The following is a 16,240-nucleotide window of genomic DNA, read 5'->3' as shown; positions in this document are numbered from 1 at the left end:
CATATATGCAGACTCTTTTTTCTCTATTTTTATTGATCAGTCGTCTCTTCTTCTTCAATCATCTCTGTTTCATCCAGATAACGAAGCAGGTCTCCGTATACAACGGAATCAGACAAGGCCAGTTCTTCTTCTGCCTGTTCAAAGCCTTCTCCGCAGGCCGCGTCTTCGACCTCTTCACCCGTTTCCCGGTCATAGCAGGTGCCGTTGACGCCGACATATTCTTCGTTGGCGAAGTTTCCGTCACGTGTGACCATCAGCTCCTGACGGTCCTCGTTGAACAGGTCCTGACCGAACTGGATCGGGTTGTCATCTTCTACACCGAGCATATTCATCAAGGTCGGACGCAGGTCAATCTGTCCGCCTACGGTGTCATATTCCTTACCTTCAATGCCTTCTCCAATCATTAGAAGCGGCACTCGCTGAAGTTGGAACTGCTCGTAATCGTTAATATCTTTATCGAGATATTCCCCCATCGCCTGCTGGTGGTTTTCAGAAATCCCGAAGTGGTCCCCGTATATGACGAGTACCGTGTCGTCATAGAGGTCTGACTGCTTGAATTCCTCCACAAACTGCTTCAATGCCTCATCCTGGTATCGGATCGTCTGGAAGTAGTTGTTCAGCGTCTGACTGGATGTTTCTCCTTTTTCAATCAGCTGTTTATCTTCTGGAAGAGTAAAGGGATGGTGGTTGGTGAGCGTGATCATCTTGTTGTAGAACGGCTCTTCCATCTCTTCCATTTTCGCTAAGGAATCTTCAAAGAAATATTCATCCAAGTAACCCCAGCTGTGGGACTTCTCTTCCGTTACATCATAGTCTTTCTTCGAATAGAAACGATCATACCCGAGAGAATCGTACATGACGTTCCGGTTCCAGAAAGTCGCATCATTAGCGTGCATGACTGATGACGTATAGCCTTCCTGATCAAGAACTTCCGGAGTGGCCTCATACTCATTACCTGAATGGGTAAAGAAAGCTGCTCCACGGTTCAGTCCATAGAGAGAGTTATCGAGCAGAAACTCAGAATCGGACGTACGTCCCTGTTTCACTTGATGGTAGAAGTTACTGAAATAAGCTCCCTCTTCTTTCAAGTCATTGAAATAAGGAGTCAGTTCTTCCCCGTTCAATGTGTTATCCACAACAAACGTCTGCGTACTCTCAAGCGAAAGTAGGATGACGTTCTTTCCTTCCGCTGCCCCTTCCATTTCTTCACCTGCACCGGACTTCGTTTCGTTCAAATAATTGAGAACCGGAACGAGTTCGTTGCTGTCTGCGAACGTTTTCTTCGCTTCGGTCTGTCCTTGAAGCACGACGTCATAAGCGTGGAAGTTCAGAACGCCGATATATTTCACCAGCATATTGCGGTCAAAGGCCCGCTGCAATAGTTCAGTACGTTCCGTCTGCGCCCATCCGATATTCACGATGAACAAGGGGATGGCCAGCGCCGCAAGGATGAAACCTTCTTTACGCTTCGGCTGGAAAGACGTCAGGCGCTTCCCGTTCAAATAGAACAAAAGAAAGGCCGCTGCAAAAATATCGACAAACAAGAAAATGTCTGTCCAAGAAAGGATATCTGTAATACTCCCTCCGAGCCCGGCAAGGTTTGCGGCCTGCCCAAGCATAGGAATGGTCAAGAAATCAGAGTATTCTCTGTAAAATAAGACGTTAAAATATAATAAAAGCGATCCGACAATATACATGGCCAGCATACCTTTACGGCCGGCAAGCAGAATCCCTACACCAAATAGAAGAAAAATACTGCTGAGTGGGTTGAAGGCCAGAATTAAGGCTTCATTGAAGTTTTCAACGTCAAGGTTGAAAATGCCGCTCTGGATGATATACATCTTCAGCCAGAAGACAGCCATCACCGCTCCATAAATCATTACTTTCTTCTTATTGGCGGGGTCTCCCAATTTAGCTTTCCATTTAGAAATCATGAAATAACCTCCGTTTTATTAAACCTAAATCAATTGAAATACCGACAGCACATTCGCTGCATCATGGGTGCCGTTTTTTTCTACGACAAAACTGATCATAACATATTTTAAAGAAAAACCCCTTGTTTTAAATAATCTGTTATGTTCTTTTAATTCTGTAACACCCACGTAATCAAAGAAGAAGCAGCACCTGAAAACATAAAAAAACAACCTGCTGAATCAGCAGGCTGTCCCTGTTCGAAAGCTTAGAGTTTGTTCACAGCATCTTTGATGGAGGTGGATCCACCAACGACTTGAAACTCTTTTCCAATCGTTGATTCGTTTTCAAGCACCGAAAGCAGAACACCTGCAACATCTTCCCGGGAAATCTCTCCCCGTTCAACGGTCTCCGCTGCCTCTACCTGACCGGTCCCATTTTCATTTGTCAGAATACCTGGATGGACGATCGTATAATTCAAGTTCGTACGACGGAGCCAGTCATCGGCATAATGCTTCGCAATGACATACGGAGCGAAAGACGCCGGGGCTCCCTGAATCGCCTCACGTGTCGTATCAAAGGAACTGACCATCACATAGCGGCTGACCCCTTTTTGTTTGGCGGCCTCCATCGTTTTCACAGCTCCATCAAGGTCGATCATTACCGTTTTATCCGGTCCTGTGTTCGGACCTGACCCCGCCGTAAACACGACAGCATCCACGCCTTCAAAGGCTTCCGCCATTTTTTCGGTCTCATCCTCAAGATCAACAATGACGGTTTCTGCGCCAAGATCTTTGAAATAGGAGGCCTGCTCCTCTTTACGGATCATAGCTACGGCTTCTATATCATCATGGTTTTGTATGTTTTGTACAAGGTGTTTTCCTACCTGACCATTGGCTCCTACGACAAGTACCTTCATGGAAAAATCCATCCTTTCATCGATAAGTATCTCCCTTATATGTATCCCTTTTTCAAGAAAAAGAAACCTAGGAACCCTCCAGCCCATAAAAAAAGCCGGGTTCCCTGCCGGCTTTTCACGCCTTTATTGATCATTCGGCGGTTTCATATGGAATTCCTCAGCTATTTCACTGAGCTTTGCCTGCATGGCTTCATCATTCATGACATTCGCTGCGAAAGCCGGCTGTGTCTGCTCGTGCGGCTGATCGAAAAGCTGTCCAATTTTCTCTTTCGTTTTAGAGTACGTATCCATCGTCGCATCCGCTGCCTGGCTTACCCCTTCTTTGACGGAATGGGTCAGTCCTCCGTCCGACAAACGCATCTGCTGTTTCTCCTTGCGGGCATCCTCAAGGAGGTGCTGGATGCCGAATCCGTTACCGACAGCAAAACCTTTTACCCGATCTCCCAAATACATGGCGGCACCAACGCTTTTAACGACGGCCTTACGTGTACCTTTTCTTGCGTCCTCCGAAAAAACGAGCACGGTTGCCCCTGCTACGACCCAGCCGAGGGGATTATTCAAGCCCAATACTTTTTTCCACATGGCAATACCCTCCTTCTATCTTTTCATTGTTTCCAGCCCCGCCCGCTTTCATTCATCAAAGATCCTTCTGTTCATGAATAAATAACGCTGTGAAGTTTACAATAACGACTATGTTATTTAACAGGAATTTTACAAATCGGCAGTAAAGGAAGATGGGCATGTATGAAAGTTTAGAGCTACGGACGCGAGCGTTTCACGCATCCTCCGGAAAGCTTCGCTTTGAATTGTATGACCTTGAAAGAAATCCAGAGATTCAGCAGAAATTCGAACGGATTTTCCAGTCGATCCCAGGCGTCACTAAAGTAAAAGCCAGCACGACGACAGGAAACGTCCTTCTTTTATTTGAAGAAACGCGCATTCAGTTGAAGCAGTTGACGAAGCTGATCGCCGAGTTTGAGCAAGCGTATTATAAGCAGAAGCACAGATGCTGTGAAAGCCCTGAAATGGTTCAGGAGGCGGCCGCAGCCGTGTCCTGTCCAGGATCTCCAGACCTTTCTCTCATCCCGAAAATGAAAAAACACCTCCGCTCTCTGCCCTTCGCCTGGCTGGTGAGCGCAGGAGGTCTGCTCGTGCTCAGCCTGAAACGCTGGATCCGGGGTCCATCCGCTCTGGCGTCCCATCCTCTTCCTTTTTATATGGGGGCAGGCATAGCCATCATGACCGGCTACCCTTACTTTAAACGGGGGATTCAGCAGGTGAACAAGCGTTTTCCGGAATGGAAGATCGACTGGCTGCTGGGGACCGCCTCCCTGGCTCTTGCCCTCATCCGGGAAAATGTCGTCGTTCTCGCCGGACTAACGATTCTCACAGCTTTAAACTGGCAGCGCCAAAAAGCCTTTGATACAGACAGTTATCTGGAAGGGTCCTATGTTCTGCCTGAAGTAGAGTCGTATGCAAAACAGACAGGACGCCTCGGATTCCTTGCTGCAGGTGCCAACCTCCTGCTGACCAGAAATGTGGTGTCTACGATCGGTATTCTGCTCGCTGCCAACCCGCGGCCGGCACGAGTCGCTGCTGAAATCACATGGAAAAAAGCCGAACTTGATTCGAAGGAAAGCGGAGCCGTGCTCCCCGATAAAGGTTCGTTGTTCCAACTCGCCGCACTGGATACCGTTATCTTGAACCACCCTGACCGCTTGATGGAAAATGACCGGTCGCTGACAGAAGATGCGATGGCCTTTTTAGCTGCCCTCCCGGAACAGACCAACATTCATGTGGAAGGATCCGGGGAGACTGCTGAACTGATTCACCACCAGTTCCCTCATTTGATGGTCATTCAGGGTACGAGCGAGTGGCCCGCTGATTCCAGAAATGTTCTAGTCGTTGAGGAAGCTGGTGCTCCTTCGAGTTTCAGCCACTATCCTTCTATCACTTCCAGTGAATTATCAGGGATAACCGAAACATTACAAACGGCTCTGAAACTTCGCAGGAAAAACCGATGGCAGCTCGGCATTTCCGGTACGTGGAATGCTGCCGGAACCGCCCTTGCCTTTATGGGACGATACAGCCCGCCTGTCATTAATTTGATGGCAGATACCCTGCTTCTGCTCTTTCTCTCCTCCATTGAAAAGCAGAAATACAACACAAAGGCAGTTCAAAAGCCTGCAGAAAAACAGAAGCTGGAGCTGGCGGCTGCGCTTGAACAACAGCAGTCCTTTTCCAACTGGCATTCTCTTGCCAATGAGGACATTGTCGAGCAATTGAAGACCCATCCTGCCGAAGGGCTTTCCTCCCTTCAAGTCAAAAAGAAGCGGCTGCAGTATGGGAAGAATGAGTGGCAGGTGAAGGCCCGCCCACATTGGATTACGGTCTACTTCAATCAGTTGAAGGAATTCACCACGCTGATTCTGGCAGGAACAGCTGTCATCAGCGCCTTCCAAGGGGCCCTGTTTGAAGGCATCGTCATGGGGGCCATTCTGCTGGCCAATGCAGGGATCGGCGCCTATCAGGAGCAGAAAGCAGCCAACCTTCTCAATAGTGTGAGTGAGTTTCAGGCGCCGGCCTGTACAGTTATACGGAACGGCCGCCGAACAGAGTTGGAGGCCGATCTTCTCGTCCCGGGCGATATTGTAGAAATCGATGCAGGCGAACGAGTGCCGGCTGATTTGAAGCTGCTGCAGGCCAACAACCTGGAGGTGAACGAATCGGCGCTCACAGGAGAATCTCTCCCTGTCGCCAAATCAACCCTTACGATTCAGGCGCAGACGTCCATCAACGACCGCAGCAATATGCTGTTCATGGGAACCGATGTCACCCGCGGCCGGGCGAAAGCCGTTGTCGTTGGTACCGGCCTTCACACAGAAATGGGACACCTCGTCACATTATTGACAGAGGAACCGAATGAAAAAACGATGCTCCAGCAGCAAGTGGACAAAGTGAGCCGCATGTTTTTAAAAGTCGCTCTCGTTACTGGATCACTCGTATTTATTACGGGCCTTCTACGCGGGAGCACCATCAGCCAGATGCTTACCACATCTGTCGCCCTTGCTGCTTCAGCCATCCCGGAAGGACTGCCTGTTACCATTACGATAGCCTTAAGTGCCGGCGTCCTTCGCTTGTCCAAGAAAAAAACCGTCACACGTAAACTGAGTGCTCTCGAAGCGATGGGGCGCGTTACTGTGATCTGCACGGATAAAACCGGTACGCTGACGAAGAACGAAATGACTGTGACGAATGCCGCCACACCTTCTGCCTCCTTTAAAGTTGAAGGCACCGGCTATCACCCGTCAGGAGCGATCCACGGTCCAGAAAACAATCAGGACTTCCAAGACCTGCTCCGCATCGGTTGGCTTTGTCATAATACAGAGCTTCACCAGCATGAAGAAGAATGGAAAGTCAAAGGCGACCCGACCGAAGCGGCCATTTTGACGCTCGGAAGAAAGTACGGATTGACGGAAGGCAGCTTTGCCCACTGGCACCGCACCCATGAAATTCCGTTCGATTCCCATAGAGGGATGATGTCTGTCGTCTGCCGCGAATCTGTTCAGGACAAGCAATGCTATGTGATGACGAAAGGATCGCTCGAAAAAGTTCTCGACCGCTGTACGCATTACCAAATGAATGGCACAAAGAAAAAAATAACGGCGTCTTTCAAGAAGAAGTGGCTGGAGAAGAACACCCGATTCGCCGACCAAGCCCTGCGTGTCCTGGCCTTTGCTTATGCTCCCATTACCGATGAACCGGAATCCGACACGGTAGAAGAAGTGGAAAACCATTTGATTTTTGTCGGCATCGTCGGCATGATGGATCCGCCGAAACCGGAAATCCAGCAAAGCATCCAAGAAAGCAGACGGCTGGGTATACAAACGGTCATGATCACAGGAGACCATCCAAAAACCGCCGCAGCTATCGGAGGACAGATCGGTCTGAACAGCGGACCGGAACAGGTCTTAACGGGTACAGACATCGATCAGATGACAGAGGAAGAACTCGAGGAAAAAGTACGGGATGTCCACATTTTTGCACGCGTCACCCCTGATCATAAGCTTCGCATTGTCGAAGCTTATCAACGACTGGGTCACGTCGTTGCCATGTCCGGTGACGGTGTCAATGACTCTCCTGCCATTAAGAAGGCAGACGTCGGCATTGCCATGGGACAGACAGGCACGGCTGTCACGAAAGAATCGGCCGATATCGTCCTCACAGAAGATGGTTTCCAGACGATTCTTGATGCCGTGAAAGAAGGCCGTTCCATCATCGGCAACATCCGCAGGGCCCTCGGTTGTTTATTATCCGGGAACATTGCAGAAATCTTAGTCACATCCACCGCTGTTCTGGCGGGTATGCCGCTTCCGATTGTACCGATTCAAATCCTATTGATGAATCTATTGACCGATGCGCTTCCGGCTATGGTATTCGCCATTAATCCAGGAGAGCAGAAAGAGGAGCCTTACCGGGAGCGGATTGCCGATAAGCCGTTATACACCCAGGTGATCACCCGCGGCATCCTCCTTGGAGCCGGAACCCTTGCCCTGTTTGGAATAAGCCTGGGAGCTGGAGCTTCTCTCGTGCAGGCACAGACGACCGCTTTTGCTACGCTTGTAGCCGGACAGCTCATCCAGACGTTCACTTGGAGTAAACAGCACGCAAAAGAACGATCCATCAACTGGAAACAGGATAAGTTCCTGCTCGGAGCTATCGGAGGGTCCACACTGGCCCTTCTGGCAGCTATTTATGTTCCACCGCTTGCCGGGATGTTCCATACAGCCCCCTTATCCTTCAGCAGCTGGGCGCTCGTCCTTGCAGCGGCCTGCGGGTCCGCGCTAGCTGCGGGACCTGTGTATGCCTTATTCCATCGTGCCCCCGGCTCCAGCCCAGCACGAAAAGCCGCAGTACAGGCCTTTGCCGGATAATCCCCTGGTATAAAGCTGACACCCAGGGGCAAACCTTAAGACAAGACCGATCATTACGGAGGTGCAACCGATGTTCTTACGATTAATTCAGACAGCAGCAGTAGGATCTGTCGTTCTCATTGCCGGATCCGCTGTCTTTCCAGTGATCAAACGAACCATCAGACCGATCATGAGGGAAGTATCGCATGAAATGAAGTTTCTGCTCGTCAGTTCAGGTGAGCGTATGCAGGACATGGTCGATGATGTGAAATTTGAGCGGATGAAACGAGCGATGGACAACATGGACACAATTGAATGCGAGGTGTATGAAGATTGACTGAAGAATCGAAAGCCTCCAACCTTGATATTTCAGATAAACAGAAGGAAGTCGTCCAGGAATTGAAGCAGTCCATGCAGCACTTAAACACCGCCCTTTCCTTATCTGTTGAAGGCGTAAAAGAAAATGAGCAGGATAAGCAGATGTATTTAGATATCTGGGAAGAATTCATGAAATCGTTCGTGAAAAAAGTGAAAACAGAAAGCAAAGAAGCGAACGTCAACCTGATGAGCCAGATTCCCCTTAAACGATTTTTAGGCTTTTGATAAGAAAGTTTTACCAATAGGCCTGGAGGGAACTTCTCCTTAAAAAGATCTGCATAAGGAGGGGTTCTTTCCTATGATCGTTTCAGGGAAAATCCAATACAAACATCATCAGATTGATTTTGAGGTGAGGATGGAACATGAGGATATTGAGGAAGGTGCCATAAAATCTGAGGAAGCTAAACAAGCGCTGATCCATGCTGTCAATCGTAAATTCCGGGTGAAATATCCGCTCACAAGCACTATTGACCCCGTCCACGTGTCTTCCATATAAAAAAACATCCGGTTTGATCGAGGCCACTGAATGAAGGATCAAGTTAAAAAAAGCGGATGGCATGAAATATTTCATGCCATCCGCTTTTTTCTATTTTCAGGGGGGCTTATCCTTTCTATTCCTTCATTCATGTCCCGATTCGTTTCACATTCGCTGTAAAGAGCGCGATGGCACCTTGAAGGCGCATGCCTTCGAGACCGAAGATGAGGCAGCCCCATATCCGTGTCTTTATGTATTCTTTTCATTGTACAAAAAAAGAGTGATGTTCTTACCGTTGATTCCACGATGAGCGTTCGATGGTGACGCCTGCGGGAACAGCGCGAGCCGAAGATCGACTTGGTCCAATGATTTTCTTGACCAAGTCAGCTGAGGCCGTGCCCGCAGCAAGCATCCATCGACAAGCGATTCGTGAAAAGCAACAACCACCTTTACCCCCTTCTCTTGATAGGAAGGAGGTTTCAGTGGCCTCGTTTGATCCGGACGCTTTTTTTCAATTCAAGTACGATACTTAATGGCCAGACCTTTCAGGAAGTTCCGGGCAAACTTATCCAGGCAGGGCTTATAGTTTTTATGCCCTTCTTTTCTTAGGATCGCACTAAGTTCGCCTTTGCTGATAGCTACGCCCGCTTCATCAAGGATATCAATCACATCCTCATTTTTCAGCTGCAGGGCGATTTTCACCTTCTTCATCATAACATTGTTCACACTGGAACGGTTTTTGATGGAGCGGTCAGGCTTGACGGGCTCGCCGTCCTTCGTTTTCTGAGGACCGCGCTTATAAATGATGAATCCATTCAGGAAAGATTCCAGCATACTGTTCGTACACTTGATATAATCCATGCCGTCTACGGCTTCCTCATCGTCTTCCTCTATTTTCGTCAGCACCAGCTTGACCTCTTCCACAGCCAGATCCTCGCCGCCGAGCTCAAAGATTTCCTTCATTTCGCTGTCCCTCAAATCAAGAGCATAACGCAGACGAATCAATATATCGTTATTATCCATTACACAACCTCCTGTTGTACGTTCTTTTCCCGCTTTTTCACACCAGTCCTCATCCTACCACGTTTCTCCGTATTCTATAAGGCTGAATAGAAAAAATCAGGAATGATCTTCTTCCGGCCTGTACGTTTTCGTCAGATAGATGACCACTGTGAAAAAGCACCCGCCGAAGATGAATCCGGCTTTCATAAGAAGATTTGGTGCAATATAAAAAGCCGAGAATAAAAATGAAGACCAAATCATTACAAGGATCGATATTTTCGCTTTCAGGGGGAGCCCCCGGCCTGATTTATAATTTTGTATATAACTGCCAAACCATTTATTCGTCATCAGCCAGTTGTACAGACGATCAGAACTCCGTACGTAGCAAGCGGCTGTTAATAGTAGAAACGGAGTCGTCGGAATCAACGGCAGGATGATGCCCAGAATACCCAGACCAAGCGAAACGCTTCCGACAATGATCAGCAGAACCTTCACAACTTGTTTCATCATTAACTCCTTAAAAAGTAAATTGAACCGATTATCATACCTGTATAGAAGTCCGGTTATTCCTATTGTATCCCTTCCGCCCCTCCCGTTTCCATTATTTCATATGGAAACCGAGGACTTCTCCATCTACGAAAAAGCCTGTGTAAACCAGGTAGAGTTAGCCATTTGTCGTGGGAAGGGTCACATTCCTCTTATCGGTGGATGGAATCCGCGGGCATCACCACCGAACGCTCCTCATTCCGACGTTAGAATATAGAGGAGAGAGAATGTGTACGAAGCAGGTTCGCAGATTCAAAAGAACGGCATGGGCTGCGTTATTGCCGTTTGCGTGGAAAAATAGGGAAAGAACTGGCGCTGATGACCGCTGCCTGCCGGAATATGAAAAAGATTGTCATCCAGCAAGGGTGAGCGGGGTGAAGGAGAGTCATTGTCGATGTTAAAAAACTCCCAAGGAGCGGTGCCCCTTTCGCTCCTGGCGGTAAGAAAGAAAAAAGCTTGTAAAGAAACAGAGGTTTCTCTACAAGCTGAAACGTCCCACCCTGAAGATGGGAAGTTTTTTATATGGATAAACGAGAGGATAGGTTGTACACGTCTTCGTCCACTTGTACTGTTTTCGTATGGACAAATCCATAGGTAAGGGCTTCAGGCTGATGATCCTTTATCGTGACGATCACACCTGATTGATCCTTGATCAACAGATCGACCGCATAGGCACCAAGGCGGCTGGCGAGAATCCGGTCTGCCGCTGTCGGGGCACCTCCGCGCTGGGTATGGCCGAGAACCGTCACACGTGACTCGATGCCTGCCTCCTGCTTCAGTCGTTCGTTGAGATCGATCCCACTCACGGTTCCCTCTGCAACAACAACGATACTGTAGCGTTTGCTGCGCGACGGCCCCTGCTTGATCTGCTCAACAATGGAGTCCAGGTCCTCTTTTTTCTCAGGGATCAAAATGTTTTCCGCACCGCCGGCGAGTCCGGACCAAAGAGCAAGATTACCGGTGTCCCGGCCCATCACTTCAATAATGGAAGACTTTTCATGGGAGGAAGCCGTATCCCGGATCCGGTCAATGTAGTCCATTACCGTATTCAGAGCCGTATCAAAACCAATGACTTCAGAAACACCAGGGATATCAGAATCAATCGTCGCCGGAATCGCAGCAGTGGGTACGCCCGCTTCTTCCAGGACAGCCGCCGCCTGCAGCGATTCTTTCCCGCCGATGACGATAAGGGAATCGATTCCATGCTCCTTGATCCTTTGAAGAGCCTTTCCTTTACCTTCTTCAGTAAGAATTACATCGGAAGGGGAGGACTGTAAAATCGTTCCGCCCCGCTGCATGATCGATCCGACAGATGCAGCATCCATCTGATCCATTTTTCCATCTATAAGGCCCTGGAAACCATATTGTATTCCTATCATTTCCACATCGTAGTAAATACCGGAACGGACAACAGCCCGGATGGCTGCATTCATTCCCGGAGCATCTGCTCCACTTGTTAATACACCGAATCTTTTCATCATGACCACTCACTTTCCACTAGGAATCCGTCCCCGGCACTTGGAAATGCCGGTGTGATGCTTCGCTGTTTCGTCCTTAAGCTTCCCGATTCTCTTTCTTCCCCATCACTGCATCGAGAAATCCCTACTCATCATTCTCCTGTTTATTTTACAAAAGTTCAACAAATATACTCCAGCTCAAAGGTATACGTAAATCATGACCACAACCATTGAAACGAAAACCTATGCAGGAGGGACATTTGAGGGTTGAGTTTCCACAATACCATAAAAAAAGAGTCCTGGCGCAGGACTCTTTTTTTATGTGGTCTGCTTATTTCTACTTTCAAAATCAAACTTGATGCTGTAGTTCTCATCCAGCTTCAAGGCGGTGCTGAACGGCTTCTTGCCCTTAAAGCCTTTGAGGACTCTCGTCTTCTTTTTCTCACAAAGCGTCTTGATCATATTTCTTGTCAGAGTCTTGCCGGCAAGCTTCTTCGGAAAAGTCACCTTACAGCCTTCCTTATAATTGGAGCAGCCGTAAAACTTATAACGATCCATGATCTCCCCTGTCTGACAGGAGGGACATGTGGCAATCGGTTCTTTGCTGCTTCCCCATGATGTCTTTTCTCCGGTGCTCCGGACTTCCACCTGCTGCAGAGCGCCCGGCGTTTCCTGAATGAGCTTTTCGATAAACTGTCCGGTCTGCTTCAGAAACACCTGACGGGATCCTTCTCCGCTGCCGATCTTCTTCAAATACGTCTCCCACTTAGCCGTGAGGGATGGACTCGACAGCAGCGTGCCTTCGATGGCTTCGCAGAGCATCATCCCTTTTTCCGTCACATAGACGTTATTCTTCTTCACTTCAATATAATTCTGTGCTTTGATGGTTTCAATGATGCTTGAGCGCGTCGCTTCCGTACCAAGACCTTCAACTTCTTTCAGAATCTCAACGTCTTCTTCATCATCCATCCATTTCCCGCACGTCTTCATCATGTTGATCAGCTGGCCTTCGGTGTACGGCTTCGGAGGCTGCGTCATGCTTTCTTTAATATGAAGCTTCGCGCCCACTTCCTCTCCCTGATGGACTTCAGGAAGCAGAGGTTCCTTTTCCTTCGCTTTAGCGGGCTTCGGAAACAGCTCCTTCCACCCTTGACTGACGTCGCGCTTACCGGTTGTCTTAAACGGCAGCTCCTTGACATGGGTGTGCAGGGTCGTTTCTTCATAAATGTAGTCGGTATGGAACATCGCAAGCGTCGTAGCGAGTACTTCATTATAAATGTTCTGCTCATCACGGCTCAGCCCGCTCAGCTTTTTCTCTGTCGGTACGGATTTTGTCGGTATGATGGCATAGTGCTCCTGCACTTTGCTGCTGTCCACGTAGCGCTTCTTCGGCTTCGTGGAAACCGGTGTAAACGACACGTTCAGCGTTTTCTGGTACCCATCCAGATTTTTCACAAGGTAGGAAAATTCACTTTCCGTTATAAAGTTACAGTCCGTCCGTGGATAGGTAACGAGTTTTTTCTCATACAGCTTCTGCATCGTTCTCAACACTTGGGACGGCGTGTACTTCCAACGCCTGTTTGCGACACTCTGTAGTGTGGAAAGCGAATGAAGCTTCGGTGATTTGATGTACTTTGTCTTCTTATCGACGTTCCCCACAATACCGGCCAGCGGTTCATTTTCTTTTAAACCGTATTCATCCATCAAGGCTTGTACTTTTGCCTTATCCTTTTCCTTGATTTTGGCCAGGCCTTTGTAAGACCCTTTCTCTGCTTGGAACTGTCCTTCGATCTGATAAAAAGGTTCAGAGACGAAGGTTTCGATTTCTTTATGACGCTGATAGATTAAATACACCGTGGGCGACTGGACGCGTCCAATCGATAAGTAGCTGCCAAACCCTTTTTTCTGCAGCAGCAGAGTAAACAGACGACTGGCGTTGATACCGACAAGCCAGTCGCTGATCTGGCGGGCTTTGGCTTCCTCGAACATACGCAGGTCTTTATCATTGGCCTGCAGGTTCTGAAATCCTTTGCGCACTTCATCCCGCTCGAGGGAGTTGATCCAAAGCCTTTTGACAGGCTTGTTTTTTACACCAGTCAGGCGGAGGATGCTGTAGAAAATGTTGGAGCCTTCCCGGTCGACGTCCGCAGCATTGATGATGACATCAGCACTTTGGAACAGTTTTTTAACAGCTTGAAACTGTTCCCACTTGCCTTTGGACACTTTTTCAAGGTACCGGTCCGGAACGATCGGCAGTTGATCCAGCTTCCACTTTTTCCATTCGGGTTTATAATCGTGTGGTTCCTTCAGCTCCACTAAATGGCCGACACCCCACGTAATGACTGCTCCGTCCGGGAACGTATGGTCAGGTTTCAATTGTATATAGGTTTTCGTTTTATTTTGAGCGGTAAAGGCCTCGGCATAGGCTTTTGCCTGCGAGGGTTTTTCGGCTAAGATGACCACCTTTTCCATGGTCTTCCACTCCCTTCAATAGACCACAAGAGTACTATGAGACGGTTTGGAAAGCAAGGGGAAATGGAAGAGTATTTCACCAGAAATCTACGTCATAAAAGGAGAAGGGCCTAACACAGATGCCCCTATCAGAGCGCTTCTGTCCGACCAAGCAGTGCTGCACCAATCAATCCAGCTTTCGTGCCCAGCTCCGCCGGCTCAAGTTTCACCTGATTCCTCAATTGCGGATACAAATAATTATTCAACCGTTCCCGCAGAGGGACAAGCAGCAGATCCTCCGACTGCATCACTCCTCCTCCAAGCACAAACACAGACGGATTTACAATGTGAGTAAGGTTGGCAATGCCCATGGCTAAATAGGTAATCGTATCATCAATGATGAGGGCTGCTGCTTCGTGCCCTTCCTTCACCTTCCGGAAAACCTCTTCCGCACCGCCGTCTACACCAAGGCGCGCTTTTCCTTCTCTCCCGATAGACGTACCAGAAGCCAGGGATTCGAAGGAACCAGCATTCAGATTGGACCAGCTCGGGCCGTCCGGTTTTAAAATCATATTACCGATTTCCCCGGCATACCCCTGGGCCCCTTGAACGATTTTTCCGTCAAGGACGTAACCACCGCCGATTCCGGTGCTGATCGTTATGTAGTAACTGGAGCTATGACCACGCCCTGCGCCGAATTTCGCTTCAGCGAGTGCAGCTGCGTTAGCGTCGTTGTCGAGGTACACCGGAATATCGACGGCTGCCTGCACCTCATCAACAAGTGGAATGTCATCCCAACCCGGTAAATTTGGAGGGCTGAGAATTCTTCCTTGGTGAGGATTGAGAGGACCTGGAGATCCAATTCCGATGGATGCAATGTCATGGCTGTCCATCAGTTCCTTGATTATGTCGTTCATCTGCTGAATCACATAAGCCGGCTCTTTATCCGTTTCGGTGCGGATGCTTTTCTCAACAAGAATGCTTCCCTTTTCATCTACGACACCTGCGCGCAGGTTGGTGCCGCCCAGATCAATGCCGATGGTTTTCATATCCATCACTCCTTTACGATTCTCTATACATCTACTATACATCCAGAATGAAGACCTACCAAATGAAACCGGACCTATAAGTTCCTTCTCTATGTTCCATTACCATGATGGATCGTTCTTACTCGTCTTTTTCATGAAAATTAGCATCCACCTATTCAATAGAAGATAAAACACGGATGAGCGTCTGCTTGAATTTTTCACGGTCGACCGCTTCACAGACGCGGACATTGGCTTTACACCCACTCCGGTTATTGATGTCCACCATACTGTACCCGCGGGTCAGTCTCCCCTGGGTCTCGACTTCGACGTAATAGGAATGAGATGCAGTCATGATGGATGCATCCGCGGCTATCGCAGCAAGCAGTGTGTCCGGATGGGTGGTTCCGGGCAGACGGTGTACTTCTTTATTGAACTGCCTTACCACCTTGTTGACCGCTGTGAAAAATCGGGAGCCGGTGGTATTCAGGCCTTCGATTTCCCGGTGGTCCTCCTCATCCATCACCGAATAAGCGACGCACATCTCCCATCCGACCATTGTGACAGGAACGCCTGACTGGAGGACGATATTGGCAGCCTCCGGATCGACCCAGAAATTGTACTCAGCCGCGGCTGTAATATTGCCAAGCGAGTTATTCGTTCCTCCCATGACATACACATGCGGAATCAGCGGAATAATACCCGGGTCCTTTTGGAAAGCCATCGCAATGTTGGTCAGCGGAGCGATAGCCAGCAGTTCAATTTCCCCAGGATTATTCCTGATCGTATCAATCATAAAGTCTACCGCATGTGTCGTTTCCGGACGCTGGGTGGCTGGATCAAAAAAGGCACCGCCCATGCCATCCTTTCCATGAACGTCTTCAACGGTACGGTGAGCCGTCATCCCCACTGCATTCAACGGACGCTCCACCCCTTTGTATACCGGCACTTTCTCCTCCGGGGCTGCGACCTGAATCGTATAAAGCGCGTTTTCAACTTCCTGATCGAAAGCCACATTTCCCCCGGTAATGGTAACCCCCTCCACCTTGAAATGATGAAGCGTCGTTAACAGGGCGATTGTATCGTCACCGGCTGTATCTGTATCGATAATGACGCGTCTCATCTTACGTTCCCCCTTTATGTATAAGTATTCCTTCTTCATT

Annotated in this window: 13 protein-coding genes; 4 read left to right on the top strand and 9 right to left on the bottom strand. The window is 48.8% G+C overall.

Features of this window, described 5'->3' with window-relative positions:
- Positions 1–29 precede the first annotated feature (29 nt).
- The 3 genes from ACXAGL_RS09970 to ACXAGL_RS09960 form a co-directional block, all read right to left on the bottom strand.
- Complete coding sequence (locus ACXAGL_RS09970) at positions 30–1,934, bottom strand: LTA synthase family protein (RefSeq protein ID WP_474991012.1); 1,905 nt, start codon at positions 1,932–1,934, stop codon at positions 30–32.
- Between the two features lie 245 nt (positions 1,935–2,179).
- On the bottom strand, positions 2,180–2,830 hold the full coding sequence (locus ACXAGL_RS09965) for an SDR family oxidoreductase (RefSeq protein ID WP_474967320.1): 651 nt from the start codon (positions 2,828–2,830) through the stop codon (positions 2,180–2,182).
- A gap of 123 nt (positions 2,831–2,953) precedes the next feature.
- The gene (locus tag ACXAGL_RS09960; protein ID WP_474972108.1) at positions 2,954–3,412 is read right to left on the bottom strand and encodes a hypothetical protein; all 459 of its coding nucleotides are present in this window, start codon (positions 3,410–3,412) and stop codon (positions 2,954–2,956) included.
- Between the two features lie 158 nt (positions 3,413–3,570).
- Here ACXAGL_RS09960 and ACXAGL_RS09955 point away from each other — a divergent pair, with 158 nt between their 5' ends.
- The 4 genes from ACXAGL_RS09955 (at position 3,571) to ACXAGL_RS09940 (ending at position 8,617) form a co-directional block, all read left to right on the top strand.
- Positions 3,571–7,764, top strand: coding sequence for a cation-translocating P-type ATPase (locus ACXAGL_RS09955; RefSeq protein ID WP_474991009.1), 4,194 nt, complete (start codon positions 3,571–3,573; stop codon positions 7,762–7,764).
- Positions 7,765–7,834: 70 nt separating this feature from the next.
- Positions 7,835–8,080 (top strand): hypothetical protein, encoded by a 246-nt coding sequence (locus ACXAGL_RS09950; RefSeq protein ID WP_474967317.1) that lies wholly within the window; start codon positions 7,835–7,837, stop codon positions 8,078–8,080.
- Entirely contained in the window at positions 8,077–8,346 is a 270-nt protein-coding gene (locus ACXAGL_RS09945) for a hypothetical protein (protein ID WP_474967316.1), read from the top strand. Before ACXAGL_RS09950 ends, ACXAGL_RS09945 begins: the two co-directional genes overlap by 4 nt.
- 73 nt (positions 8,347–8,419) lie before the next feature.
- Complete coding sequence (locus ACXAGL_RS09940) at positions 8,420–8,617, top strand: hypothetical protein (protein WP_474967315.1); 198 nt, start codon at positions 8,420–8,422, stop codon at positions 8,615–8,617.
- Positions 8,618–9,112: 495 nt separating this feature from the next.
- Here the strand turns inward: ACXAGL_RS09940 and ACXAGL_RS09935 are convergent, their stop codons facing one another.
- The 6 genes from ACXAGL_RS09935 to ACXAGL_RS09910 all read right to left on the bottom strand — a co-directional run bounded on the left by ACXAGL_RS09935 (position 9,113) and on the right by ACXAGL_RS09910 (position 16,200).
- Positions 9,113–9,619 carry a YehS family protein gene (locus tag ACXAGL_RS09935; protein ID WP_474972113.1) on the bottom strand — a complete coding sequence of 169 codons (507 nt, stop codon included), beginning with the start codon at positions 9,617–9,619 and terminating at the stop codon, positions 9,113–9,115.
- A 96-nt stretch (positions 9,620–9,715) separates the two neighbouring features.
- A complete protein-coding gene (locus tag ACXAGL_RS09930; protein WP_474991007.1) occupies positions 9,716–10,105 on the bottom strand; it encodes a YbaN family protein in 390 nt (129 codons plus the stop codon).
- A gap of 557 nt (positions 10,106–10,662) precedes the next feature.
- Complete coding sequence (locus ACXAGL_RS09925) at positions 10,663–11,622, bottom strand: ATP-dependent 6-phosphofructokinase (RefSeq protein ID WP_474970337.1); 960 nt, start codon at positions 11,620–11,622, stop codon at positions 10,663–10,665.
- Between the two features lie 297 nt (positions 11,623–11,919).
- The gene (locus ACXAGL_RS09920; protein WP_474991005.1) at positions 11,920–14,073 is read right to left on the bottom strand and encodes a type IA DNA topoisomerase; all 2,154 of its coding nucleotides are present in this window, start codon (positions 14,071–14,073) and stop codon (positions 11,920–11,922) included.
- 128 nt (positions 14,074–14,201) lie between these two features.
- A complete protein-coding gene (locus tag ACXAGL_RS09915; RefSeq protein WP_474991003.1) occupies positions 14,202–15,101 on the bottom strand; it encodes an ROK family protein in 900 nt (299 codons plus the stop codon).
- Positions 15,102–15,252: 151 nt separating this feature from the next.
- Positions 15,253–16,200 carry a nucleoside hydrolase gene (locus ACXAGL_RS09910; RefSeq protein WP_474991001.1) on the bottom strand — a complete coding sequence of 316 codons (948 nt, stop codon included), beginning with the start codon at positions 16,198–16,200 and terminating at the stop codon, positions 15,253–15,255.
- Positions 16,201–16,240: the final 40 nt, after the last annotated feature.

The organism is Halobacillus sp. ABA4_118, from assembly GCF_056160205.1.
The sequence above is the reverse complement of the archived record's forward strand: the minus strand, read 5'-3'. Positions and strand labels throughout refer to the sequence as shown.

Coding starts and splice junctions, on each gene's coding strand:
- ACXAGL_RS09970 (WP_474991012.1), bottom strand. CDS start 1,934: ATGATTTCTAAATGGAAAGCTAAATTGGGAGACCCCGCCAATAAGAAG.
- ACXAGL_RS09965 (WP_474967320.1), bottom strand. CDS start 2,830: ATGAAGGTACTTGTCGTAGGAGCCAATGGTCAGGTAGGAAAACACCTT.
- ACXAGL_RS09960 (WP_474972108.1), bottom strand. CDS start 3,412: ATGTGGAAAAAAGTATTGGGCTTGAATAATCCCCTCGGCTGGGTCGTA.
- ACXAGL_RS09955 (WP_474991009.1), top strand. CDS start 3,571: ATGTATGAAAGTTTAGAGCTACGGACGCGAGCGTTTCACGCATCCTCC.
- ACXAGL_RS09950 (WP_474967317.1), top strand. CDS start 7,835: ATGTTCTTACGATTAATTCAGACAGCAGCAGTAGGATCTGTCGTTCTC.
- ACXAGL_RS09940 (WP_474967315.1), top strand. CDS start 8,420: ATGATCGTTTCAGGGAAAATCCAATACAAACATCATCAGATTGATTTT.
- ACXAGL_RS09935 (WP_474972113.1), bottom strand. CDS start 9,619: ATGGATAATAACGATATATTGATTCGTCTGCGTTATGCTCTTGATTTG.
- ACXAGL_RS09930 (WP_474991007.1), bottom strand. CDS start 10,105: ATGAAACAAGTTGTGAAGGTTCTGCTGATCATTGTCGGAAGCGTTTCG.
- ACXAGL_RS09925 (WP_474970337.1), bottom strand. CDS start 11,622: ATGAAAAGATTCGGTGTATTAACAAGTGGAGCAGATGCTCCGGGAATG.
- ACXAGL_RS09920 (WP_474991005.1), bottom strand. CDS start 14,073: ATGGAAAAGGTGGTCATCTTAGCCGAAAAACCCTCGCAGGCAAAAGCC.
- ACXAGL_RS09915 (WP_474991003.1), bottom strand. CDS start 15,101: ATGAAAACCATCGGCATTGATCTGGGCGGCACCAACCTGCGCGCAGGT.
- ACXAGL_RS09910 (WP_474991001.1), bottom strand. CDS start 16,200: ATGAGACGCGTCATTATCGATACAGATACAGCCGGTGACGATACAATC.